This is a genomic window from Mesorhizobium sp. MC2-1-1 (genome assembly GCF_057597255.1).
Window position 1 is genome coordinate 952,599 of record NZ_CP195205.1, and the last position, 22,776, is coordinate 975,374.

Here is a 22,776-nt window from a genome sequence, read left to right on the forward strand (position 1 = left end):
TCTGGAGGATACTGGTGTTGGCCGCGAGGGATCAGCGCGCGGCTGCCGAAATCAGAAAAGAAGCGGCGGATCATCGCCGCCGTCTGCCGGGGAGGCGCCCAGCATCTTTGATGAGGAGCGCCGGCATGAATATCGAGGAAGCAGTCACCGCGGCGACGGCGGGATCGGGCGCGCTTCTGTCCTGTCTCGGCCAGCCTGTCGTTGCTTATCACGTCACGGCCATCATGAGCGAAACCGACAAGATTCATGCGCGGCGGATGCAGCTCGCCTTGCTGCGACGAAGCATCGAGGCGCTCGTCGACGAAGGCTTCCAGGACAGCGAGGCCAGGATTTTTGCTTCGCAGTTCGATAGCCGCGTCGGCTCGGCCTGGGAGCTTCTGCACATGGCCGGCGACACGCCGCACTGATCTCCACACAGGGCCTGCCGCCGGGCCAGCGGTTCTTGCTGGTGTGCTCGATGCCTGCGACCCGGCACGAAACGATGACCGTTCCTGCAAAGGCGTGAATGGATCGTCGAAGCAGATCGCTTAACATATGTGGATGTCTCCGCCGCCAGCTCGATCTATCGCCTTGGTGGGGCGGAGAGAATCGACATGGACTGTTTCACGAGGCTCGAAGCGCTGATTGACGCCGGCAGCGCCGATGCTGCCGAGGAGGCACGCGCTCTGCTCAGGCACCTCGCCACCGGCTCACGAGCCGCCTTCGACGCGGCGGACGAATTCCTGATCGAGTTGATGACGCTGGCCTTCCTCATGGAAGCCGGCCTTGAGGCCTTCCATAATCCCGCGCGGCGGCTCGCGCGCCTCAGGCTCTCCCGACTGAAACTCCTGCTGCCTTGATGCACCAAGCTTTCCCAAATTAGCGATTCTTGCTATTTGGCTGCGCCTTCGCAGCGTCGGCCAAGGCCAAAGGGGGATCATGGCGATCGACAAGCGCGTGAACGCATGAACGGCGGTCGGCACAGGCTGGAACTGCGCGTGCTTGGCGATCTTCAGGTCATGCGCGACGGCCAGCCGCTCGACCTGCCGCCATCGCGCAAGACGCGGGCGCTGCTCGCCTACCTCGCCGTCACCGCCAGGCAGCACCAGCGCGAGCGGCTGTGCGGGATATTCTGGGACATTCCCGACGATCCGCGCGGCGCCTTGCGCTGGAGCCTGTCCAAGATCCGCCAGGTGCTGAACGGCGACGAATCCGCCCTCATCGCCGATCGCAACGCCGTGACGCTCAATCTCGAGACGGACTATGCGCGGCTGGCGCCGCTGGTGAAGGCCGACCTTTCGTCCCACGCGACCGAGGAGCTCGAAGCCGTCCTGGCCTCGATCCGCGGCGGCTTTCTAGCCGATCTCTCGCTCGAACGATGCTTCGAATACGAATCCTGGCGGCAGGCGATCGCCAGCGAGGTGGAGATCGTCGAGATCGGCATCCTGCGCGAACTGGTCGAGCGTCTGGCGGACGAGCCCCGGTGGGCGCTGCCTTTCGCCCGGCGCTTGCACGGCCTCGTGGCTGACGACGCCGGCCTCGGCGCCGAGATCGAGGCGCTGGAGGACAAGGTCCGGTCGGCCGCCGCTCAAGCCACGGGCCGCGCGCCGCAGTCTGGGGCCGCGCGACCGGAGCGGGCGCCGCCGAAAACCGCCGCGTCGGCGCAGGATGCCGGCCGCTCGGTGCAATTCTGCCGGGCTCTCGACGGCACCAGGCTGGCTTATGCCAGCACCGGCAGCGGCCCGGCTATCCTGCGCGCCGCGCACTGGATGTCGCATCTCACCTTCGACTGGGACAGCCCGATCTGGCGGCACTGGATGCGGGAACTGTCACGCCAAAACCGGTTGGTGCGCTATGACGAGCGCTGCAACGGCCTGTCGCAACGGCACGTCGTCGACATTTCGTTCGAGACCATGCTGTCGGACCTCGAATGCGTGGTCGAGGCGACGGGTCTCGACCGCTTCACCCTGCTCGGCCTGTCACAGAGCTGCGCGGTTTCGATCGCCTACGCCATCCGCCACCCCGAGAAAGTGTCGGGCATGATCCTCTATGGCGGCTACGTCAAAGGCTGGCGGGCGCGCGGCGACGCCGGCGAAATCGCGACGCGCGAGGCCGCCGCAACGCTGATGCGCGAGAGCTGGGGCAAGCCGAACCCGATGTTCCGCCAGGCCTTCTGCTCCATGTTCATCCCAGGCGCCACGCACGAACACTTCGCCTGGATGGACGATCTGATGCTGCGCACCGTCTACCCCGACGATGCCTGGCGCCTCCAGAGCGCCTTTTCGGTCATCGACGTCAGCGATTTGCTGGAGAAGGTGCGCGTGCCGACGCTGGTGCTGCACGCGCGGGACGACAATGTCGCTCCCGTCGAATCCGGGCGCACCCTGGCAGCCGGCATCCCCGGCGCGCGCTTCATCGAGCTCGAGAGCCAGAACCATATCCTCCTCGAAGGCGAGCCCGCCTTCGAGGAGTTCATCGGCCACGTCCGCGCCTTCATCGCCGAGACGGCGGGCGTGTAACCAGCCCTTCGCGAAACGCTCAGCTCTTGGCCAGCGGCACGGTGAACACCGTCGCGCTGCCGGTCAGGCAAAGCTCGCCGGCTTCGTTGCGCACCGACGTCTCCAGCTTGGTGATCGGCTTGTCGGCGCGCACCTCCTTGACCTCGACGCGGCCGGTGATCAATTCGCCGACGCCGACCGCCTTGACGAATTTCCACGACACTTCGAGGAACACCGAGCCGGGGCCGGGAAGGTCCTGCGCCACCACGGCGTTCAGGATGCCGGACGTGACGCCGCCCTGCACGATGAGCTTGCCGAAAACGGAAGCCTCGGCCAGCGCCTTGTCGTAATGCAGCGGGTTGCGGTCGCCGGTCATCGCGGCGAAGGTGTCGATATCCCGCGGCTGCGTGCGACGCGAACGCTCCGCGAAGGCGCCCGGCTGCGGACGCCCTTTGACGACGCCGATCCAGCCGTCCTTCATGACATGTTCGGTCACGGTCTTGCTCCGGTTCCGTTGCGAAAAAGGTCCGGGCCGGCCGAGGGTTTGTCCTGGTTGGCCGGGGCCCGACAGGTGGCGGGCCTGGCGCGGCGGACCGGCGCCGGCTGCCCGGCCAGCGCCTGCACCTCGGCCTTCAGCACGGCGCTGAAGCGGCGATGCCGCTCGCCGAGCTCATTGAGCGTCCAGTCGAAGCCGGCGATCGCGTCGGTGGTGTCGAGGATCTGGTTGGCGATCATGTCGCGCTGCTGCTGCCAGTCCGTGAACGCCGCTTCGGACCCATCGAGGATCGCCCGCGCGAGACTCTCGGCGTCACGCAGCGCATCGGAAATGCCGTGCGAGGTGATCGGATCGCGGAAGAAGCCGGCGTCACCCACCAGCGCCCAGCCGGGCCCGTGCGGCTGGCGGATATAGCCCGGCACGCCGCGGAAGGCCTGCAGGCGGGCGTCCTTCGGCGCCCGGGCGGCCTGCCCGGCCAGCGCCGGCGAAAGCGCCTCGAGCACATCCATGCGGGCGCGGGCGTGGCCGAGGCGGAAGCGCTGGTCGAACAGACCCGTCGGCACGGAGGCCACGATGCAGGCGAGGCCGTCATTGGTCGGGATGAACGAGCCGGCGATGCCGTCGCGGAAGTACCAGTGATAGCCGGCGCCGGCCTCGACCGGCGCGTAGCCATAGACATGGGCGGCCGACACGACGCCGCGCCGCGAAGGCTGGGCGTCGACGCATTTCGCCACCAGCGAGCCGACGCCGTCGGCGCCGACCACGATATCGGCGCTGACCCGGAGCGATGCGCGGCCGGCGGCGCGGATTTCGATGCCGCGCACGCGACCGCGCGTGTCGGCGAAGAGATCGCCGACCGCCACCTCGTGCAGGATTTCCGCGCCGGCCTTGCGCGCCGCATCGACCAGGATGCGGTCGAGCACGGTGCGACGTGGCGCGATCAGGCCGGGCAGGTCCCCGCTTGGGGCGAGCGGGATGGTGATCTCCTCCTCGCCATAGTGGAAGGTCGTCGTCTCGATCAGCGGCGTGCCGGCTTTGAGCAGCGGCTCGAGCAGGCCCCAGCGCCAAAGCTGCAGCACGGCGGGCCGCATCAGCGCATGCGTGGACAGCGTGTCGGAGCCGTAGGGCTTGCGGTCGATCGCGAGCACCTTGAGGCCGGCGCGGGCGAGCAGCATCGCGGTAGCCGCCCCCGCGCAGCGCGCTCCGACGATGATCGCATCGTAATGGCCACGCTTGGGGGGAGCCGTGAGTGAGATAAGGTTGCTTGCCATGGTCGTGGTCCTCAGGCCGCCCTGCGGCCGTTGCAATCGAGATAACGGGAGATTTCGGCGGCGATCGCCTCGGCGTCCGCGCCGACGCCGCCGATGAAGTTGGAATCGCGCTTGCGCAGGAAGCGGAAACCGAGCGCGTAGAGGCCGGGCACGCTGGTGACGCCGCCCTGATGGGCGAGCTCGCCATCGGCGCCGAGCGCCAGCGGCTCCAGCCAACTGAACGAGCGCGCATAGCCGGTGGCCCAGATGATGCTGCGGATCGACCCGTCGGTCAGCGACAGCCGCTCGCTCGGTGCCGGCGGCACCGCTACTGGCTCGGGTCGGTAGGGTGTCGGGGTGCCGGCAAAACGGTCGATCTGGTCGAGCAGGCGCGCCTGCTTGGCTTCCGCGGCCGCGATGTGCTGGCCGAGATCGCCGGCAAAGGCGATCTCGCGGTCGCCGACGCCGTGCACCCGCCCGGTCAGCCCCACGCCGAGCGCCTGCAGGGTTGCGAGGTCGACATCGGCCCTGTCGGGCCGGCCGGCGAGCTGCAGCGAAGGCTGGCGCCGGGCGCCTTCCGGGTTCTCGAGGTCTTCCTCGCGCTGCGCCATCAGGCCCATGGCGCAAAGCCAGTAGAAGATATCCTGGCCGCGCCATGTTCTGGGCAGGCGCGTGTGCTTGCCGACCGAAAGCATCACGCGGCGCCCGGCGCGGGCCAACTCGTCGGCGATCTGCACGCCGGAGGATGACGCGCCGACGACGAGCACGCCGCCGCCGGGCAGTTCACCGGGCGAGCGGTATTGCGAGGCGTGGATGCTGAGCGGTCCGCGAAGGGTCTCGGCCGAAAATGGGATGACCGGCCGGTCGCAATGTCCCGTCGCGACGACGACCGCGCGCGCCTCCCAGTCGCCGGCGCTGGTGCGCAAGGCAAAGCCGTCGCTGGTCCGCTTGGCGGCGGTCACTTCGACATTGGTTTCGACGGGCGCGTGCCATTGCCAGGCGTAGCGCTCCAGGCTTTCCACGAAAGCGCTTTTGCTCATGAAGCCGTCGGGGTCGCCGCTCCTGTAGGGTGAGCCGGGCAGGGCGTTCAGCCAGTTCGGCGTGAGCAGCCTGAGCGAGCGCCAGCTTTGCGAGCGCCAGCGTTCGCCGATGCGCCCGCGCTCCAGCACGGCATGGTCGATACCGGCCAGGCCGAGGTAATGGCTGAGCGCAAGACCGGCCTGGCCGGCGCCGATGATGACGACGTCAGCGCGTCTCATGTTATGTTCCGTCAATGGGAGGGGAGGCGGCCCGGATCGGTCCGGACCGCCGGTTTCGGCTTACTGGATGGTTTTGATGCCGACGGTGACCGGCACGCCCTTGGTCAGCACGTCGAACACCGCCGAACGGGCGCGCGACTGCTCGACCAGCTGCTGCAGCTTTTCGGCCGGCGCATCGCCTTCGATCTCGAACGACACCTGGATGTTCTGGAAGCCGTTGCGGACCTCGTCGGAAATGCCCAGGATGCCGCGCAGGTCGATGTCGCCGTCGACCGAGCACTTCACCTTGGTGAGCTTGATGCCGCGCGCGGCGGCGATGTTGGCGACGCCCGCCATCAGGCAGCCGGCCAGCCCGTGCAGCAGCCACTCGACCGGGGTCGGCGCAGTGTCGGCGCCGCACAGGATCGCCGGATGGTCGGCGTCGGCATAATGCGGCTTCTCGTGCTTCTGCTCCTGGCCGGCGCCGAAGAAGCCGTTCATGACGGTCTTGCTGTGCGTGCCTTCGATCCACTCGTTGTGGGCGCGGAACTGGAACCTGGCCAGCTCCGGCTGCCCCGCGACGAAATTGATCGTCGCCAATAGGTTCGGCGTGTCGACGCCGTTGAGCGGAAGCCGTGCAGGTTTGGTGTTGGGTTGCATTTTCATCTCCAAAGGTTGTTTGCGGCTTGGTTGCCGTGACGGGCTCTGTTTGCCGATGGAGCGTTTGAGCCAGAGTGGATGCCACCGTGGAATTTTTGATACGCCTACCGTGGAAATTGCGTGGGACGTATCGTTTGAAACGACGTGTCGACGCCGCCCGACCCCGAATGCGCCGAGACGCAAAAAGCCCCGGGCATGGGGAAGCCCGGGGCCTTTCGACAGCGTGGTAATGATCGCCGTCGGCGGTCATCTGGCGTTGGCGGTGTCCATCCGGTCGGCGTCGGACGCGGCGTGGCGCATCGAGGTGTAATGGTCGATTTCCGAACGGGCGATTCCCATGTCCTTGAGCAGGTGGTCGGGCATGGCCTGCATCGCGGCGCGGTCGCTGCGCATCCTCATGGCGCGAAGGAAAAGCCTGAGCGCGCGGCTGGCAAAATCGATCGGGCCGAAGCCCGATCGGCCGGTTTCATGAGCCGTGCGGTACAAAGTCGTCATCGTCGTCTCCATCTTTTGCGGCGCGACCCTTCGCGTCGTCGATGGAGGGCTTCTCGAGCATGGCCGGGGGAACCAGCGTTGGAGCGGGCGTCGAAATTGCCGTGGAAACCGAGGTTTTGCGACCGGCGGCGGCAGCGACTCAGGAGATGCGCCGTCCGGCCTCGTCGAGCAGCACGCAGCCGTCCGGACCGAAGCCGAGCTCGATCGCTTCGCCTTCGCGCAGAACGCTGCCATCGATCGGGACGTTGGCGCGAATGATCGTCTTGCCGCCTATATCGACCTCGTAGATGGCGCTGCCGCCGAGGTAGGAGGCCGACACGACGCGGCCCGGCAGCCGGTTGGCGCCCGCTCCGCCGACCGTCAGCTTCTGCGGCCGCACCACCACCGTGACGGCGCTGCCCTGGGCCAGCGGCCGGGGCGACAGCACATCGACCGTCTGGCCGCTGGCCAGCGTGACAAGCGTCGGCCCGTCCGATTGGCTAACCTTGCCCGGAAGCATGTTGGCCTTGCCGAGGAAGTCGGCGACGAAGGCGGTGGCGGGCCGCTCAAAGACCTCCTCCGGCGTGCCGACCTGCTCGGCCGAGCCGGCATTCATCACCACGATGCGGTCCGACATCGACAGCGCTTCTTCCTGGTCGTGGGTGACGAAGATGGCGGTGATGCCGGTCTCCTTCTGGATCTTCTTGATCTCGACGCGCATTTCCTCGCGCATGTTGGCGTCGAGCGCCGAGAGCGGTTCGTCGAGCAGGAGCACTTGCGGCTCGAAGACGATGGCGCGCGCCAGCGCGATGCGCTGCTGCTGGCCGCCGGACAATTGCGAAGGCAGTTTCTTCTCGCTGCCAGGCAGCCGCACCATGTCGAGCGCCTGGCTGACCTTGCGCCTGATCTCGGGCTTGGCGACGTTGCGGTATTTGAGGCCGAAGGCGACGTTGTCGAACACGCTCTTATGCGGGAACAGCGCATAGCTCTGGAAGACCAGGCCAATGTTGCGCTTGTAGATCGGCACGTCGTCAACGCGCCGGCCGCCGATCATGATCTGGCCGGCCGAAATGTCGACCAGCCCGGCGATGGAGCGCAGGATCGTCGTCTTGCCGCAACCGGACGGCCCAAGCAGCGTGACGAAGCTGCCCTTGGCGATCGACAGCGAGAAATCGCGCACCGCGACGAACTTGCCGTAGGCGATGTCGATGTTGCGGAACTCGACCGCCGGGCTGTTCGCCCCGGCGGCCGCGTTCTTGTCTTCCGCCCCGGCCGAGACCGGCCGGGGAGAGAGTGTCGTGAGCTGGCCGTCAGGCACCTTTCGAGATCCTGTTCCACTGCTTGGTCCAGGCGTCCTCGTTGGTCGCCCAGTAGACCGGGTCGGCGAAGGTCAGCGCCTTCATCGTGCCCGTCGGGTCGAAGGCCGGCAGCTTGGCGATCTTTTCGGTCAGCTTGACCTTGGTCGGGTCGAGCGACGGCGGATAGCTCTGCCCCTCGGCCACCGCGATCGAGGTCGCCGGATCGAGCATGAAGTTGATCAGCTCCTCGCACTCGGCCATCGGCGAGCCCTTCAGGATCAGCATGTCCTCCATCCAGGCATAGGAGCCGGCCGGATCGAGATAGCCGATCGGATGGCCCTGGTCCTGCAGCGCCGCGACGCGGCCCGACCAGGCGTCGGTCACCACGATCTCGCCCTTGGAGAGCAGGTCCATCAGCTCGGCGCCGGAACTCCAGAACTTCTTGGCAAGGTCGCGCGTCTCGCGCACCTTGGCCCAGATCGTGTCCATGTCCTTGATGTTGTTGGGATCCTGTCCGGTGGCCAGGGCCGCGTACCAGACGCGCGTCGTCATGTCGGAATAGCCGCCCACCTTGCCGGCATATTTCTTGTCGAGCAGCAGCGCGGCGCCCTTTTCCTTGGCTTCCTCCGGCGAGATCACCTTGGTGTTGTAGGCGATGCCGGTGGTGCCGTAGTCGTAAGGCACGGCCGAGAGCTTCGGCGTCAGCTTGCGGAACGGCTCGATCATCGGCTGCAGCACATTCGCCATGTTGGGAATGTTGGCCTCGTTGATCTCCGAGGTCAGGCCGCCATTGACGTATTTGATGTAGTAGTTGACGCCCGACGAATGGATGACCTGGTAGTCGCCGGGCTTGGCGGTCTTGATCTTGGTGATGATCTCGTCCTCGTCGCCGAACGTGCCTTGCACCACCTTGATTTTGGTCTTGGCCGTGTAGGGCTGGAAAGCGAACTTGTCGATCGCGTCCTGCACCGTGCCGCCCCAGCCGTCGAAGCGGACTTCCTGCACGGCCGCGAGCGCGCGGCCCATCCAGGGCATGGAAAGCCCCGCCGATGCGGCGGCCGCCGCCGTCAGCGTCAGGAAAGTGCGGCGGCTCAGATCGCCATTGGCATACCGGTCGTGCAGCCGTTCCAGCCGCTTGGTTGTCGATAGTTTCATCATGCTTCTCCCTTTGGTTCGCCGCGTCTTTTCAACTTCGTAAGGCTCTGCAGCACGAGCCCGCCGATCAATGGGATGCCGACGGTCACCAGGATCATCACGGTGCCGAGCGCGTTGATCTCCGGGCTGATCGAGATCTTCAGCATGGAGAGGATCTGGGTGGGCATGGTCTCGACGCCCGCCGGGCGCCAGAACAGGCTGGCCGAGGTGTTGTCGAACGAAATGGTGAAGGCAAGCAGCGCGCCGCCGACCACCGCCGGGATGAGCAGCGGCAGCGTGATCTCGCGGAAGGACGAGAAGCGCGAGGCGCCGAGCGAGAGCGCGGCCTCCTCATAGACGCGCCTTATCCCCACCATGCGCGCCTGCGCGATCAGCACCACATAGGGCACCGCGAGCAGGATGTGGCCGAGCACCAGGAGCAGCATGGTGCGGGGCTGGTCGATCGCCTTGATCAGCACCAGCAGGCCGACGCCGAGGATGGTTTCCGGCACCAGCGCCGGCAGGATCACCAACGTGCTTAGCGCCTGCTTGCCGCGAAACTCGAAGCGCACCAGCGCGAAGGCCGTGACGACGCCGATCGCCGTGGTCGCGACCGCGGTGACCAGCGCGATCCACAGCGAGGTGCGGAAGGCGGTCAGCACCGCGTCATTGTTCATCAGCTTGGCGTACCATTGCAGCGAAAAGCCGGTCATCGGGAAACCGCCGAACATCGAGGCGTTGAACGACAGGATGACCGTCGCGACGATCGGGGCGAACATGAAGATGTAGACGCAGACCGTGACGAAGCCGGTCAGCCGCCAGGCCCATCTTCCTTCTTCCTTGCGCCGGGCCCCGTTCATCCTCCGAGCCCTTTGACGATCTGCGACATGCCCATGTAGCGGGTGTAGATGGCGGCGAAGAAGCCCAGCACGACAAACAGCACGATCGACAGCGTCGCGCCCATCGGCCAGTTCAACTCGCCCATGATCGTGTCGTAGATCAGGTTGCCGAACAACGCGTCGCGGCCCGAGCCCAGCAGTTGCGGCGTCACATAGCTGCCGGCCGCCAGCACGAAGCAGAGCAGCAGCCCCGCCGCCAGGCCGGGCAGCGACAGCGGCAAGGTCACCTCGCGGAACGCTTGCGCGCTGGTGCAGCCCATCGAGCGCGCCGCCGAGATCAGCGTGCGGTCGATGCCCTCGAGGCTCACATAGACGTTGAGGATCATGTAGGGCAGGAGGAAATGCAGCAGTCCCAGGATCACCGCGCCCTCGTTGTAGAGCATCTGCAGCGGCTCGTTGATGATGCCCATCTTGAGCAGGGCAACGTTTATGACGCCCTGTTCGCCCAGGATGTTGATCCAGGAAAAGGTGCGGATGGTGAAGCTGATCCAGAACGGCACGATGAGCAGCAGAAGCAGCAGCCATTTGTGCCTGAAGCTCGTCGCCCAGATGAAATAGGCCGGGAAATAGCCAAGCACCCCGCAAAGCAGCGCCGTGATCGCGCCGACCCTCAGCGTCTTGAGAAGGAAGCCGGAATAATAGCTGTCGGTGAAGAATTCCTGCCAGTTGGCCGTCGTCAGCGCGCTGGTCTCGACGCCGGCGGTCACGAAGGTGAAGAAGGTATAGGCCGCCATCACCGCGATCGGCAGCACCAGGAAGAAGATCAGCAGCAGAAGCACCGGTGCAACCAGCATCCAGGCCAGGCGTGGATCGTACAAGGTCCAGCGATTGTTCATGCGCACCCGAAGGTAGGCGCCTTCTGCGAGGCGCTTATGTTCCCATGGTGCGAGATTGGGTGATTGCCGACGCGATGTCCACAGCGGGCGGCGGCAATTCGGTTGGCCAGAAGCCGTTCCCGATTGCACCAGGGCGGACGGATGGTTGTGGGAGGATCCCCGCGAGTACAATTCGCGCTGACGGCCTTGGCAACTGGTCGGTCATTCCGGGAGTGCCGCCAAACTCAAAAGCAATATCGCTCTTGCCAGGACCAGACTGTCGAGGCTGCCTGCTTGCCCCTTTGCCCCGACTTACCCTTGGCGACGATGTATGAACCGCAGCCATTCTATGGTCTTCGATGCGGAAAACGGCGGGCTGCTTCACCCGCCATCATCCGCACGAATACGCTATCAGTTCGCGCCGCCGAGTTGCTTGGTCATTTTGCAGAAATTGTCATGCGCCTTGGCGATCGCCTTGTCGCCGCATTCCTTCATTATCCCGGCGCGGTCTTCTTCCTTCATCGCCAACCACGCGACCTTGAACTCCTTTTCGGACTTCATGGTCTTCATGCCTGAATCGGTGAAGAAGGGAGCCATTTTGGCCGGATCGTCAAGCGCCGAGGTTCCAGTGCTACCGCCAGCCATCGCTGCGCCGGTCATCATCGTGAGCGCAAGGGCTCCGATGGAAAGCATCTTGATGTTCATGATCAATTCTTCTTTCTTGATTATCGGATCGTCAAAGCTGCGATCATGGGACAAAACGGATCAGGCGGAAATTAGTTCCAAATATTACTCGAAACAGAAAATAGTATTGTCGTAAAATAATCAGCGGAGAAACTGCCCCGTCATCCCGGCGGCACCTGCCGGGCAAGCCGGCGCTGATCAACGAGATCTTGGCGGCCCGGTGGCGCCGGTTCTTGGTCCGCCCTCTTTTGCCTGTTGGCTGCTGGGAGGCGGTCCGGGTCGCTCCGCTATTCGCTGCTCAGCGAAGAATAAAGCCGGCTAGGGCGATCGTACCGAGGAGTGACAGCGGAACGGCAAGAAGCCAGGAAGCCTCCAAGATGCTTGTTTGCCAGAATTTCATTGGGGCCTTCCATTCGGGTTGCTGTCAAAACGGACAGACCCGGTCGGCGGTTCCTAGTTCTCAGGCGGGAGGCCGTTCTACGCCGCCCGCGGTATGCGCGACGTGAATGTCGCCCTGGTGATCGACACGCTGGTGCCGCTGCCGTCGCTGATGATATCAATCCGGGCCTCGAGCTGCTTCACCAGAGCCTCGACGATGGCGGTTCCGAGGCCGGCACTCGGCGCCCCGGCGGCCTTGCCGGCGCCATTGTCCGAGACCGTCAGCTTCCAGTCGCTACCGTCGGTCTCGTAAGACACCTGGATCAGCGCGTTGGCCTTCTCAATCGGGAATGCATATTTGATCGCGTTGAGAACGAGCTCGGTGACGATCAGGCCGAGGCTCACCGCCTTTTGCGAGTTTATCCAGCCACCATGAGCCGTGACGTTCACCGCGATCGGCTGGGCTTCACCGACCATCGAGGAGGCCAGGCTGCTGCACAACTTCGACAGGTACGACACAACGTCAATCTCTTCGATACCGGTCGAGGTGTGGAGATGGCGTTGCACCTCGGCGACCGAAAGCACCCTTAGATGGGCGTCCTTCAGATGCTGGCGGGTTTCCTCCGAGCTTGCCGAACGGGCCTTCAAGAGAAGGATGCTGGCGATGATCTGCAGGCTGTTGGCAACCCGGTGCTCCATCTCGCGCAGAAGCACGTCCTTCTGCCGCAGCAGGTCTTCCGTGCGTCCCAGCAGCTCTTCCTTTTCCCTCTCTATGAGGCGGCGGGCCGTTATATCGTTGAAGGCAAGCAGGATCGTCACGGCCGAGCTGTGGTCGTCGCGAACCTTTCTGGCGTTGAGCAGCATCGTGCGGCGGCCGATGGCCGGGAAATCATGCTCGACTTCGAAACCGTCGATGGCGGTCTTCTCGGGAATGATCTTTTCCAGAAGGAGGCGCAGCGCCGGGATGTCCCACTGGCCATCTCCGAGCGCATAGAGCAAAGAGCCGAGCGTCTGTTCGGGGGCAACCTTGAAGGTCTCATAGAAGGAGCGGCTGACCGCCAGGACGTGAAGGTTCTCATCAAGCACGAGCAACGGCTCGGCGATCGTGTTGACGATTGCCTGCGCCAATGTCTGGGCATCGTCGAAGTTGGCCATTGGGTGGAGCAAGGCACGAAGCCGATCTGAAGGCCCTCTGCCTTCCTTGATACCATCCTACACCGTCGCTCGGTTCGTGTCGCGAACTGAATCTCTCTCGCCAGGAGCCGCGCCGACCCCCTCGGGACCGGCCCTGCGATTGCTGTTCCAAGAAACGGACCATGTAGGCCGACGATGTCCAGCAATCTTGCCAGTTCGGCGGCACAGCATGGCCGCGCCGCCACCGCCCGGTTTGTTTGATCGAAATCAAGGACAATTCGCGCATTGCTCATAACTTTGGCGAACAGAAGACAAAGTTCGGCCATGGCGGCGTTGGCGTTCTCGGCGTGGTTCTGATCGTCGTCGTTGTCTTGGTCCTCATGGGACGAGTCTGAGCCGGAGGAAGCAATACAGCCGCCGCTTCTCGAAGAAGCAAATGCTGGCGCGGGCGCAACTTGCTGATCGTTCAAACACATGAGGGGTAATCACCCCGCTTGGAGAAATCATGAACAAGATCATATCGGGCATAATGGCGGGCGCATTGTCGGCTTCCATTGCCGCTTCCGCCGCATTGCCGGCCAATGCCATGCAGATCTTCGTGCCGCAGGCTCCGGCAGCGACAAACGACGTCCAGACCGTGGAAGCTCGAAACGGTGACCGATGGATACGTCGCCACGGCGACCGCCATATGCATCGCCATGTAATGCACGACGACGGCGTATACTGGAACGGGCACCGTGGCTACCGCGAGTACCATCGGGGCTACCGCCGGCACGGCGACTTGTGGTTCCCGCTTGCCGCCTTCGCGGCTGGCGCGGTGATCGGCAGCGCGATCGTCAACGACCAGAACCGCGTCTACGCGGGCAATGCCCATGTGCAGTGGTGCTACGATCACTACAGGTCTTATCGCGCGTCGGACAATACGTTCCAACCCTACAACGGCCCGCGACGCCAGTGCCATTCGCCCTATTGAAGGTTGACTGCGCTCCTTGGAAACCCCGCTTCGGCGGGGTTTCATGTGGGGCCGCGCGCGTCATTTCATGAATTCAGCAAGAAAGCCCCGGTGAGACCGGCGGCGAAGCAGGTGGCGCCATGTTCGAATACAACGTTGAAGCCAGGCGGACCGATGCGCGCGGCAGCGTGGCCACGACGAAGAACGCCGCGCTTGTTCTGGACACCTGTCTCGAGGGCCGGGCCGATGCCTTCAATCCGGCCGAGCTGTTTCTCGCCGCCATCGCCGCCAGCATGATCAAGGGCATCGAGCGCGTCACCCCGATGCTCGGTTTCAAGCTGCGCGGCGTCAAGGTCGCGTTGCATGCGGTCCGGCGCGACAGCCCGCCGGGGATCGCCTCTATCGACTACGAGCTTGTCGTCGATACCGATGAGACCGACCAGCGGCTGGAGCTGCTGCACAAGAACGTCCGCAAATACGGCACGATCTCCAACACAGTCGCCGCCGCCACCAAGCTCGAAGGCACGATCAGGAGAAAAGCATGAGCCGCCTGCATGTCGAGAGCCACCTTGTGTCGCGCATCGGCTGGCTGCGTGCCGCCGTGCTGGGGGCCAATGACGGGATCGTTTCGACCGCGAGCCTGATCGTCGGCGTGGCGTCGGCCGCCGCGCCGACTTCGCAGGTGCTGGTCGCCGGCATCGCCGGCCTGGTGGCGGGCGCCATGTCGATGGCGGCCGGCGAGTATGTGTCTGTCAGCTCGCAGTCGGACACCGAAAATGCCGACCTTGCCCGCGAACGCGAGGAACTCAGGACCCAGCCCGAATTCGAGCGCGAGGAACTGGCGCAGATCTACGTCAAGCGCGGGCTGGAGGTGAACCTGGCTCGCCAGGTTGCCGATCAGCTCATGGCCAAGGATGCGCTGGCCGCGCATGCCCATGACGAGCTCGCCATTTCCGAGATGACCACGGCGCGGCCGATCCAGGCGGCGCTGACCTCGGCGGCGACCTTCAGCGTGGGCGCCGCGATGCCGCTGCTCATGGTGCTGGTGTCGCCGGCATCGATGCTCGTGCCTGCGGTCTCGGCGGCGTCCCTGCTCTTCCTCGCTTTGCTGGGCGGCATCGGCGCCAGGGCGGGTGGCGCCAACATTCTTCGCGCAACGCTGCGCGTCACGTTCTGGGGTGCCTTCGCCATGGCGCTCACCGCCGGCATCGGTGCGCTGGTCGGCACGGCGGTGTAGGCTGGGGCCAAGCCTATCATGCCGGCGCATCGGTGCGTTGTCCTGCAGCGTCGGCACTACTCGTCGCACAGCCTGAAGGAATGCCCCTGCTTGCGGCCCACATTTGGGGGCCCGATCAAGGTGATGTGTTGCGCTGAATGCCGTGAGACGGCGCCGCCTACCGCTCCCGGAACGCCCGCGCGAAGGAGTCCATCATCGGGCGCACGAGATACTCGAAGAAGCTCCGGTTGCCGGTGCTGATGAAAGTGTCGACCGGCGTGCCTGGATAAAGCTGGTCGGCTTTCACGCCGGGGGGCAGGGCGTCGGCGATCTTCAGCCTGGCGCGGAAATAGGGTTCGCGGGTGGTTCCGTCGATCAGCCGGTCGGCGGAGATCTCGCTCACCGTGGCCGGGACCTCCGGCGTCAGGCGCGCGTTGAGCGCCGACAGCCTCAGCTTCGCCGGCTGGCCGACATGCACCTGGTCGATGTCCTTGGGCCGCAGCCTGGCGTCCACCACGAGGCCCGATGACGTGGGCAGGATCTCCATGATCTTCTCGCCGGGCGCGACCACGCTGCCTTGCGAGTTGTAGGCCGAGGACACCACGATGCCCGCCGCCGGCGCGGTGATCGTCGTGCGCTGCAGCACGTCTTGCGCCGCGCGCATCCGTTCCTCGATGTCGGCGAGGTTGGTGCGCACGTCGTCGAGCTTGGTCAGCGCTTCCTCGACTCGCTGGGTGGTCGCTCGCTCGGTCTGCGCCTCGGCCTCCACGATCTGCGTGTTGGCCGAGGCGAGGTCCGCCTCCAGCGCGCCGGCCTGGCCGACGAGGTCGGCCTCCGAGCGCAGAAGCTGCGAATATTCGGTGCGGTTGGTGAGGCCCTTGTCGAGAAGGCCGGTCTTGATGCCGAGCTCCTTCTTCACCACCTCGGTCTGCTGCTCGATGGCCGCCTTCTGCGCGTTCAGGCCCTTCACCGACTCACGATGCATGGCGACGCGCTGCGCCAGGATCGACTGCTCGGAGCGGAAGCGCGCGAGCCTGGCGTCGAACTCCTTCTGCTGTTCGCGCATCAGGTTCTGGAACTCCTGCTGGAACGGCGCCGGCGCGGGTTCGCCGACCGGCGCCAGCCGGTCCAGCCCGTCGCGTTCGGCCTCCAGTCGCGCGGCATTTGCCTTGAGCGCCATCCACTGCCTCGTCAGCCGGTTGAGATCGGCCTCCGGGGCGGTTTGGTCGAGCAGGATAAGCTGCTGGCCTTCGCGCACGCGGTCGCCTTCATGAACCAGCAGCTGACTGATGATGCCGCCCTCGCGATGCTGGATCAGGATGTTGCCGCCGGTGGCCGCGATCGTGCCTTGCGCGATCACCGCGCCGGCAAGCGGCGCTTCGGCTGCCCAATAGCCGAAGCCGCCGATGAGCAGCGCGGTCGCCGCATAGCCGGCCAAGGCCGCGCGCCGGAAGTCGGTGCGCGGGCCGCCTTCGAAGGTGAGGCTTCGGGCCATCGTTCAGGACCCGTGCCAGACGGTTTGCGAAGCGCGGATGATGGGCGCGAACGAACCCGTCACCACCGCGCCGCGCTGCCCACCCTTGCCTTTGTCGACCGTGGACTGGCGCAACACCTCGGCGCTCGGCCCGAAGGCCTCGATCACGCCGCCGCGCAAAACCATCACGCGATCGCTCGCCGCGGCGATCGAGGGTCGGTGTGTGATCACGATCGTGGTGACGCCGGCGGCGCGTGTGGCCGCAAGCACGGCTTCGAGTGCTGCCTCGCCGGCGCCGTCCAGATGCGTGCTCGGCTCGTCGAGAACCAGGATGCGCGGATTGCCGTAGAAGGCGCGCGCCAGCCCGATCCGCTGCCGCTCGCCGCCCGACAGCGTTCCCGCGATCGTCGTCTGGTAGCCGTCGCGCAGCGAAAGGATCAGCTCATGCGCCTCGGCGCGCCTCGCCGCGTCCACGATTGCCGCATCGTCCGCGTCGGCGTCGAAGCGTGCGATATTGTCGGCGATCGTACCGGGGAAAAGCTCCACCTCCTGCGCCAGATAGCCGATATGCCGCCCGAGCTGGTTTTCGTCCCATGTCCTGAGGTCGGCGCCGTCGATCCTGACCGTACCGCCGCTCGGCGGGGTCGCCCCGACGAGCAGCCGCGCCAGTGTCGATTTGCCTGCGCCGCTCGGGCCGACGATCGCCACCGCTTCGCCGGGCTGAATGGCAAAGCTCAGCCGTTTCAGGATGGGCTCGGCGCCGAACGTCGCATTGGGCGCGATGAAGAAAAGATCCTGCGCGGCGATCGCGCCGGTCGGGTCGGGCAGGGTGAGCTTGCGCGCATCCGCCGGCCGCGCCGCGAGCGTGCTTTGCAGCCGCACCCAGGCGCGCCTGGCGTCGCCAATCTGCCGCCAGGAACCGATCAGCTGGTCGAGCGGCTGCAGCGCACGCGACGACACCAGCGAGGAGGCGAAGATCATGCCGGCAGTTATCTGGCCCTTGAGCACCAGCCAGGCGCCGACCCCGAGGATGGCAAGCTGCAGCATCATGCGCAGCGCCCGCGATGCGCCGCTGAAGACCGCGTTGGCGCTGGCCGAACGGTCGTGCAGCATGAGCGCTTCCGCCACATGCCGGCCCCATGCGCGCGCGGCGTTTTCCACCATGCCCATGGCGCGCAGCGTCTCGGCGTTGCGGGCGAAGGCCTGCTCGGCCTGGCCGGCCAGGGCCGAGCGTTCCGCCGAGAGCGCATCGTTCCTTCCGATCGCGATCTGGTTGGCCACGACCAGCACGACCAGCAGCGCCGCGCCGGCGAGCGTCACCCAGAAGAGCAGCGGATGGATCAGGTAAAGGAGCCCCATGAAGACCGGCGCGAAGGGCAGGTCGAACAGCACCGAGACGCCGCGCGAGCGGATGAAGGCGCAGACCGAGGCGAGATCGGTTAGCGGCGAGGGCGCCTTGCTGGCGCCGAGCGAGGCCGCGAAGACCGTCGAGCCCAGCCTGTCATTGACCGTCGCGGCGATGCGCTGCGTGTAGATCGCGCGGACGGCGTCGAGGAAACCGAGGAAACCGAGCGCCGCGACCGCCATGGCCGACAGATAGACGAGCGTCTCGACGCTGGAGGAGGGCAGCACCCGGTCATAGACCTGGAGCAGGTAAAGCGGGATCACCAGCAGCAAGAGGTTGATGAGCAGCGAGAACAGGCCGACATCCGCGACGGCGCGACGAAAGACCGGCCGCAATCCCGACTGTCCAGCCATACCCGCACTCCCTCTCCAGGCCCGACCGCCGCGCTTCAGGCGGAATGCTCGTTTGCCGTGGCGAGATGGTGCTGGGTGCTGCTTGCGCTGTAGCTGGTCAGGGCCGCCGCCTGGCTTGGCAGGTCGTTCAGCGTATAGGCATGGATATAGTCGATCTTCATTTGCGCCGGTGTGGCCAGGTGGTCGGGCGGCGCGCCGGCCTGGCCGCCCACCGCGAGATCGACCAGCATATACATCGGCTTGTTCATGTCGGACGGCGTCGCCGCTGCTGCGACCTGCACGCCGTCATACGTCCACACCAGCTTGTCCGGCGTCCACAACAGGCCATAGGTGTGGAAGCCGGCGGTGTCCATGACATTCACCGTGGATCCGACCGTGGTGTGCTGGCCCGTCTGGTTGGTATGCGCGGTGACCAGCAGCGAATTGGGATTCTGGCCATACTTTTCCACCACGTCGAGCTCCGGCGGCCACGAGCCGTCTTCCGGCAGCAGCCAGAAGGCCGGCCAGGCGCCGGCGTTTTCTGGCAGGTCGGCCCTCATTTCGAAATAGCCGTAGGTCTGCGAGAACGAGTCATGCGTGGTCAGGATGCCGGATGTGTATTCGTAGTTGTTGATCAGCGGCTTGATGTCGGCCGGTGCCTGCGCCGCGGTGATCGTCAGCACGCCGTTGTCGACGCTGAACGGATGCACCGAGCTGGTCGGGCCGTAATTGGCGTCGATATACCATTGTAGCTCGCCATTGCGGGCGAGCGTGCTGCCGTTCGGCGCGCCCCACCAGAAATTGGTATCCCAGGTGCCGCCCTGGCTGTTGTGAAGGTTCAGCGTGTTGAACTCGTCGCTGAAGGACAGCGTCATGCCGGACTTGTCGATCGGCAGCTGGAAATTGTTGGGCTGCAATTTGTCGATCGTGGTGTTCTTGAATTCGAGGATCTCGCCCGATCCGAGGTTCAGCACCACATTGGGGCCCGCCTGAATCATGCTGTCGTGGACGGCGGCGAACGAAGTGAAACCGTAGCCATCGAGCCGCACGGCATCGTTGGAGGCGAAATTGAGGATCGAGTCGCTGCCGTTGCCCTTGGCGATGATAAAAATATCGGCGCCGCCGCCGCCGTCGATCAGCACATCGTTGCCCGCGCCGCCGTCGATCGTCTGGCCGCCCGCCGTGGCGGTGATGATGTTGTCCAGCGCGTTGCCGAAGGCATAGTTGTGGGAGCCGGTCACGACGAGGTTCTCGACATTGTCCGGCAGCGTATAGCTCATCCATGTGTTGATCGTGTCGACACCCTGTCCGGGGTTCTCGAACACCTTGTTGCCCGCCGAATAGAGGTAATAGATGTCGTCGCCGGAGCCGCCATACATGGTGACGTTGACGCCCGACGCGCCGTAGAAGGAGTCGTTTCCCGAGGAGCCGTTGAGCGTCGGCCCGGAGCCGGCCGCCGAGAACCAATGGTTGGATGCGCCGCTATAATAAAGAGGAACGCCTATCGCGTTGACGACGAAGCTCATCGGACAATCCTTCCGCGCTGCCCCGCCCGGAGGTTCATTGCAGGTTCAAGCGACCGCTTCGAACCAATTTGCAACGTGGACTATGGTTCCCGAAAACAAGCAAATAGTACAGAGAAAATTGCCAATATTTTTGCTGATACTCTGTGTAGATAGAATAAGGGATAACTAATGCAATTATGGCGTGATATCTTCTTAATTTTACTCAATTTTGCTAGATCTTCTGCCGAAATATTGTGCAGATAGCAATGGATGGATGCATCTGAATCGCCCGCTCATGCCTCGCCCATCGCGATCGATTTTTCGAACGCTGCCGTCAGCCCCTTGGCGACCGCCTCGTCGAAGCCGGCTTCGCGCATCGTCTCGATCGCGGCGGCGGTGGTGCCGCGATAGCCGAGGAAGGTTTCTACGGTGTCGGCCGGCGAAGCGTCCTTCATCTCGAGCAGCCGGCCGGTGCCCGTCAGCACCGTGTTGACGGCGCGCCGGGCGACTTCCGGCGCAAGGCCAAAGGCGATGGCGTGGCGCATCATGGCGTCGGCCAGGAGGGCAGGGAAGGCCGGGCCCGATCCGGTCAGGCCGGTGAGATAGTCGATGTCGCTCTCGTTGCTCACTTCGTCCTGCAAGCCGCAGGCGGAAAGGATCGCGCGCACGAAAGCGCGGTCTCCACTGGTCGCATCGGTGCTCGCGATCCATGGCGTGTAGGATCTCATGACCTCGGCCGCGGCATTGGGCAAGGTGCGCACCACGCGGCGCGTGGCGTGCTTCTGGCCGATCTCGGCAAGGCGGATGCCGGCCATCACCGAGATCACCAGCTTGCCCTTGGCGTCGATGGCGAGCGCGGGCCAGTCCTGCGGCCGCACGGAAAGCAGGATCACGTCCGAGCGGTCGGCGAGCGCCTGGTTGTCGCCGGTCCAGAACGCGCCGGCAAGACGATCCGGCCTGGCGCTGCGATAGGAGAGGGCAAGGTCACGCGGCTGAACGATACCGGCTTGAAGCGTGGCAGAAGCGATGGCGCCGCCCAGCCAGCCCGCGCCGCCGACGATGCCCAGCCTGATCGAAGCACTCATTTGATTTGCCTCCATTCCGGGGAGCACGGTAGCCGCCGGTCAAGAAATTTGACAGCCTCTGTCGGGTCGGCCGGGGCCCGTCCGTCCTTGGGCCATCGATGAACGAAACCAGAGAGGATATCGAGACATGCCGAGCACCATCCAACTGCACCGCGTCCTGACGACCAAGCCGGAGAAGGTCTACCGCGCGTTCGTTGAGGCGGATGCGCTGGCCAAGTGGCTGCCGCCGAACGGCTTCACCTGCACGGTCCACGAGTTCGAGGGCAAGGTCGGCGGCGCCTACAAGATGTCCTTCCGCAACTTCACCACCGGCGACGGCCACGCCTTCGGCGGTGAATTCGTCGAACTCGTTCCGGGCGAGCGCCTGCGCTACACCGACCGCTTCGACGACCCCAACCTGCCGGGCCAGATCGAAGTGACGGTGACCTTGAAGAAAGTGTCGGTCGGCACCGAGATCAACATCACACAGGCCGGCATCCCGGACGCCATTCCCGCCGAGGCCTGCTATCTCGGCTGGCAGGAATTGCTGCGCAACCTGGCCAAGCTCGTCGAGCCCGAGATCAACCAGTAAGTTTGAAAGCCGGCGGCGGTCGATCTTCCGGCCGCCGCCTTACCCAAGGTAAGTAAAATTTCACCATGTGCTGTTAAAAGCCGCTTCCCTGGATCGCAACAAGAACGCTGCCATGGATCGCAACAAGAACAACGACCTGTTCGTCCTGATGGCGGCGCTTGCCGCCATCGCGATCTACAACATTGCCTGCGGCATCAAGACGGGCGAAGTGCGGGGCAAGTTGCATTGGGTCGCGCTCTCGGACGATCCGACACGCTTCTGGAACATCGTGGTCGGCAATTCGATTGTCCTGGTGGGCTCGATAGCCTTCCTGTGCGTTCTGTACGTGCTCAAGTCCCGCAAGCCCGGATGATCCGAGGCGGCGTCCTCGCCGCCCTTACACCGCCCTTGTGATGCCCCCATCCACGCGGATGTTCTGGCCCGTGATGTAGGCGGCTCCGTCCGAAGCGAGGAACGAGATCGTCGCGGCGACCTCTTCCGATGTGCCGTAGCGCTTCATCGGCACGCTGTCGCGGCGCTCGTTCGTCGCCGGCAGGCTGTCGATCCAGCCCGGCAGCACATTGTTCATGCGGATGTTGTCGGCCGCGTAGGTGTCGGCGAAGATCTTGGTGAAGGCGGCAAGTCCGGCTCGCGCCACGGCCGAGGTCGGGAACATCGCGCTCGGCTCGAACACCCAGGCGGTCGAGATGTTGATGATCGCGCCCGATTTCTGGCTCTGCATCACCGGCGTCACCAGCCGGGTCGGGCGCACGGCGTTGAGGAAATAGGTGTCGATGCCCTTGTGCCAGTCCTCGTCGCTGATCTCGATGATCTGCGCGCGCGGGCCATGCCCGGCGCTGTTGACCAGCACGTCGATCCGGCCCCAGCGTTCCAGCGCGCCGTCTGTAAGGCGCTTCAGGTCGTCGTTCGACTGGTTGGAGCCGGTGACGCCGAAGCCGCCGAGCTCCTTGCCCAGCGCCTCGCCCTTGCCGGAGGAGGAGAGCACGCCGACCTTGAAGCCGTCGGCTGCCAGGCGCCTGGCCGCCGCCGCTCCCATGCCGCTGCCGGCCGCCGTCACCAGAGCTACTTTTTCGCCTGCCATGTCGCTGTCCACTCGCTGCAATTGTTGAAGGCGCCTCTGTTAGCATGGGGCGGGCAGGGCACGAACCGGATTGGATTGCGCCAAGGCGGCGGTTGGCGAAAGCGCCAGGACTGCTCATCCCGCAAGGAGGATTGGCGGTACGCGCCGGCTCCGGCCAGAAGCCTTCCCCTTCGCCGGCTGGCGAGCTTTCGGTAGTGGGTCAGCTTGAAATTTGGAAA

At 65.1% G+C, this 22,776-nt stretch carries 25 protein-coding genes; 9 read left to right on the forward strand and 16 right to left on the reverse strand.

All coding sequences use genetic code 11. From position 1 onward, the window contains the following. Nucleotides 1–125: 125 nt before the first annotated feature. From ACR64R_RS04720 to ACR64R_RS04730, 3 genes are all read left to right on the forward strand, one after another. Nucleotides 126–407 carry a hypothetical protein gene (locus ACR64R_RS04720; RefSeq protein WP_487360525.1) on the forward strand — a complete coding sequence of 94 codons (282 nt, stop codon included), beginning with the start codon at nt 126–128 and terminating at the stop codon, nt 405–407. A 186-nt stretch (nt 408–593) separates the two neighbouring features. Further along, entirely contained in the window at nt 594–839 is a 246-nt protein-coding gene (locus ACR64R_RS04725; protein WP_487360526.1) for a hypothetical protein, read from the forward strand. Between the two features lie 105 nt (nt 840–944). After that, nucleotides 945–2,498: a bifunctional AfsR/SARP family transcriptional regulator/alpha/beta hydrolase gene (locus ACR64R_RS04730; protein WP_487360527.1), complete on the forward strand. Its 1,554-nt coding sequence runs from the start codon at nt 945–947 to the stop codon at nt 2,496–2,498. Nucleotides 2,499–2,517: 19 nt separating this feature from the next. Here the strand turns inward: ACR64R_RS04730 and ACR64R_RS04735 are convergent, their stop codons facing one another. The 11 genes from ACR64R_RS04735 to ACR64R_RS04785 all read right to left on the reverse strand — a co-directional run bounded on the left by ACR64R_RS04735 (nt 2,518) and on the right by ACR64R_RS04785 (nt 12,958). Further along, a complete protein-coding gene (locus ACR64R_RS04735) occupies nt 2,518–2,973 on the reverse strand; it encodes a MaoC family dehydratase (RefSeq protein WP_487360528.1) in 456 nt (151 codons plus the stop codon). Next, nucleotides 2,970–4,244, reverse strand: coding sequence for an NAD(P)/FAD-dependent oxidoreductase (locus ACR64R_RS04740; RefSeq protein WP_487360529.1), 1,275 nt, complete (start codon nt 4,242–4,244; stop codon nt 2,970–2,972). Before ACR64R_RS04740 ends, ACR64R_RS04735 begins: the two co-directional genes overlap by 4 nt. An 11-nt stretch (nt 4,245–4,255) precedes the next feature. After that, the gene (locus tag ACR64R_RS04745; RefSeq protein ID WP_487360530.1) at nt 4,256–5,482 is read right to left on the reverse strand and encodes a flavin-containing monooxygenase; all 1,227 of its coding nucleotides are present in this window, start codon (nt 5,480–5,482) and stop codon (nt 4,256–4,258) included. A 60-nt stretch (nt 5,483–5,542) separates the two neighbouring features. Then, entirely contained in the window at nt 5,543–6,121 is a 579-nt protein-coding gene (locus ACR64R_RS04750) for an OsmC family protein (RefSeq protein WP_487360531.1), read from the reverse strand. 246 nt (nt 6,122–6,367) lie between these two features. Then, nucleotides 6,368–6,616, reverse strand: coding sequence for a YjiS-like domain-containing protein (locus ACR64R_RS04755; RefSeq protein WP_487360532.1), 249 nt, complete (start codon nt 6,614–6,616; stop codon nt 6,368–6,370). A gap of 139 nt (nt 6,617–6,755) precedes the next feature. Further along, a complete protein-coding gene (locus tag ACR64R_RS04760; RefSeq protein ID WP_487360533.1) occupies nt 6,756–7,913 on the reverse strand; it encodes an ABC transporter ATP-binding protein in 1,158 nt (385 codons plus the stop codon). Further along, nucleotides 7,906–9,048: an ABC transporter substrate-binding protein gene (locus ACR64R_RS04765; RefSeq protein WP_487360534.1), complete on the reverse strand. Its 1,143-nt coding sequence runs from the start codon at nt 9,046–9,048 to the stop codon at nt 7,906–7,908. Before ACR64R_RS04765 ends, ACR64R_RS04760 begins: the two co-directional genes overlap by 8 nt. Then, nucleotides 9,048–9,887, reverse strand: a complete 840-nt coding sequence (locus ACR64R_RS04770) for an ABC transporter permease (RefSeq protein ID WP_487360535.1) — start codon at nt 9,885–9,887, stop codon at nt 9,048–9,050. The genes ACR64R_RS04765 and ACR64R_RS04770 overlap by 1 nt, the downstream gene beginning before the upstream one ends. Beyond that, nucleotides 9,884–10,762 (reverse strand): ABC transporter permease, encoded by an 879-nt coding sequence (locus ACR64R_RS04775; RefSeq protein ID WP_487360536.1) that lies wholly within the window; start codon nt 10,760–10,762, stop codon nt 9,884–9,886. Before ACR64R_RS04775 ends, ACR64R_RS04770 begins: the two co-directional genes overlap by 4 nt. Before the next feature lie 390 nt (nt 10,763–11,152). Beyond that, complete coding sequence (locus ACR64R_RS04780; protein WP_487360537.1) at nt 11,153–11,446, reverse strand: hypothetical protein; 294 nt, start codon at nt 11,444–11,446, stop codon at nt 11,153–11,155. 456 nt (nt 11,447–11,902) lie between these two features. Then, nucleotides 11,903–12,958 carry a sensor histidine kinase gene (locus ACR64R_RS04785; RefSeq protein ID WP_487360538.1) on the reverse strand — a complete coding sequence of 352 codons (1,056 nt, stop codon included), beginning with the start codon at nt 12,956–12,958 and terminating at the stop codon, nt 11,903–11,905. Nucleotides 12,959–13,194: 236 nt separating this feature from the next. Here ACR64R_RS04785 and ACR64R_RS04790 point away from each other — a divergent pair, with 236 nt between their 5' ends. The 4 genes from ACR64R_RS04790 to ACR64R_RS04805 all read left to right on the forward strand — a co-directional run bounded on the left by ACR64R_RS04790 (nt 13,195) and on the right by ACR64R_RS04805 (nt 15,126). Then, nucleotides 13,195–13,332 carry a DUF3309 family protein gene (locus ACR64R_RS04790; protein WP_487360539.1) on the forward strand — a complete coding sequence of 46 codons (138 nt, stop codon included), beginning with the start codon at nt 13,195–13,197 and terminating at the stop codon, nt 13,330–13,332. Between the two features lie 110 nt (nt 13,333–13,442). Beyond that, the gene (locus tag ACR64R_RS04795; protein WP_487360540.1) at nt 13,443–13,910 is read left to right on the forward strand and encodes a BA14K family protein; all 468 of its coding nucleotides are present in this window, start codon (nt 13,443–13,445) and stop codon (nt 13,908–13,910) included. Nucleotides 13,911–14,029: 119 nt separating this feature from the next. Beyond that, nucleotides 14,030–14,434 (forward strand): OsmC family protein, encoded by a 405-nt coding sequence (locus tag ACR64R_RS04800; protein WP_487360541.1) that lies wholly within the window; start codon nt 14,030–14,032, stop codon nt 14,432–14,434. Next, entirely contained in the window at nt 14,431–15,126 is a 696-nt protein-coding gene (locus ACR64R_RS04805; RefSeq protein ID WP_487360542.1) for a VIT1/CCC1 transporter family protein, read from the forward strand. Before ACR64R_RS04800 ends, ACR64R_RS04805 begins: the two co-directional genes overlap by 4 nt. 157 nt (nt 15,127–15,283) lie before the next feature. On the opposite strand, the gene ACR64R_RS04810 is transcribed toward ACR64R_RS04805, so the two are convergent. From ACR64R_RS04810 to ACR64R_RS04825, 4 genes are all read right to left on the reverse strand, one after another. Beyond that, nucleotides 15,284–16,600, reverse strand: coding sequence for an HlyD family type I secretion periplasmic adaptor subunit (locus ACR64R_RS04810; RefSeq protein WP_487360543.1), 1,317 nt, complete (start codon nt 16,598–16,600; stop codon nt 15,284–15,286). Nucleotides 16,601–16,603: 3 nt separating this feature from the next. Then, on the reverse strand, nt 16,604–18,337 hold the full coding sequence (locus ACR64R_RS04815; protein WP_487360544.1) for a type I secretion system permease/ATPase: 1,734 nt from the start codon (nt 18,335–18,337) through the stop codon (nt 16,604–16,606). Nucleotides 18,338–18,372: 35 nt separating this feature from the next. Then, complete coding sequence (gene eglC / locus ACR64R_RS04820) at nt 18,373–19,842, reverse strand: endo-1,3-1,4-beta-glycanase EglC (RefSeq protein ID WP_487360545.1); 1,470 nt, start codon at nt 19,840–19,842, stop codon at nt 18,373–18,375. Between the two features lie 272 nt (nt 19,843–20,114). Further along, on the reverse strand, nt 20,115–20,906 hold the full coding sequence (locus tag ACR64R_RS04825; protein WP_487360546.1) for a pyrroline-5-carboxylate reductase family protein: 792 nt from the start codon (nt 20,904–20,906) through the stop codon (nt 20,115–20,117). A 127-nt stretch (nt 20,907–21,033) separates the two neighbouring features. Between ACR64R_RS04825 and ACR64R_RS04830 the strand changes: the two genes are divergently transcribed. Together ACR64R_RS04830 and ACR64R_RS04835 are read left to right on the forward strand one after the other, a co-directional pair. Next, entirely contained in the window at nt 21,034–21,477 is a 444-nt protein-coding gene (locus ACR64R_RS04830; protein ID WP_487360547.1) for an SRPBCC family protein, read from the forward strand. Nucleotides 21,478–21,589: 112 nt separating this feature from the next. Further along, nucleotides 21,590–21,829, forward strand: a complete 240-nt coding sequence (locus ACR64R_RS04835) for a hypothetical protein (protein ID WP_487360548.1) — start codon at nt 21,590–21,592, stop codon at nt 21,827–21,829. Nucleotides 21,830–21,853: 24 nt separating this feature from the next. Here the strand turns inward: ACR64R_RS04835 and ACR64R_RS04840 are convergent, their stop codons facing one another. Beyond that, nucleotides 21,854–22,558 carry an SDR family oxidoreductase gene (locus tag ACR64R_RS04840; protein WP_487360549.1) on the reverse strand — a complete coding sequence of 235 codons (705 nt, stop codon included), beginning with the start codon at nt 22,556–22,558 and terminating at the stop codon, nt 21,854–21,856. Nucleotides 22,559–22,776 lie beyond the last annotated feature (218 nt).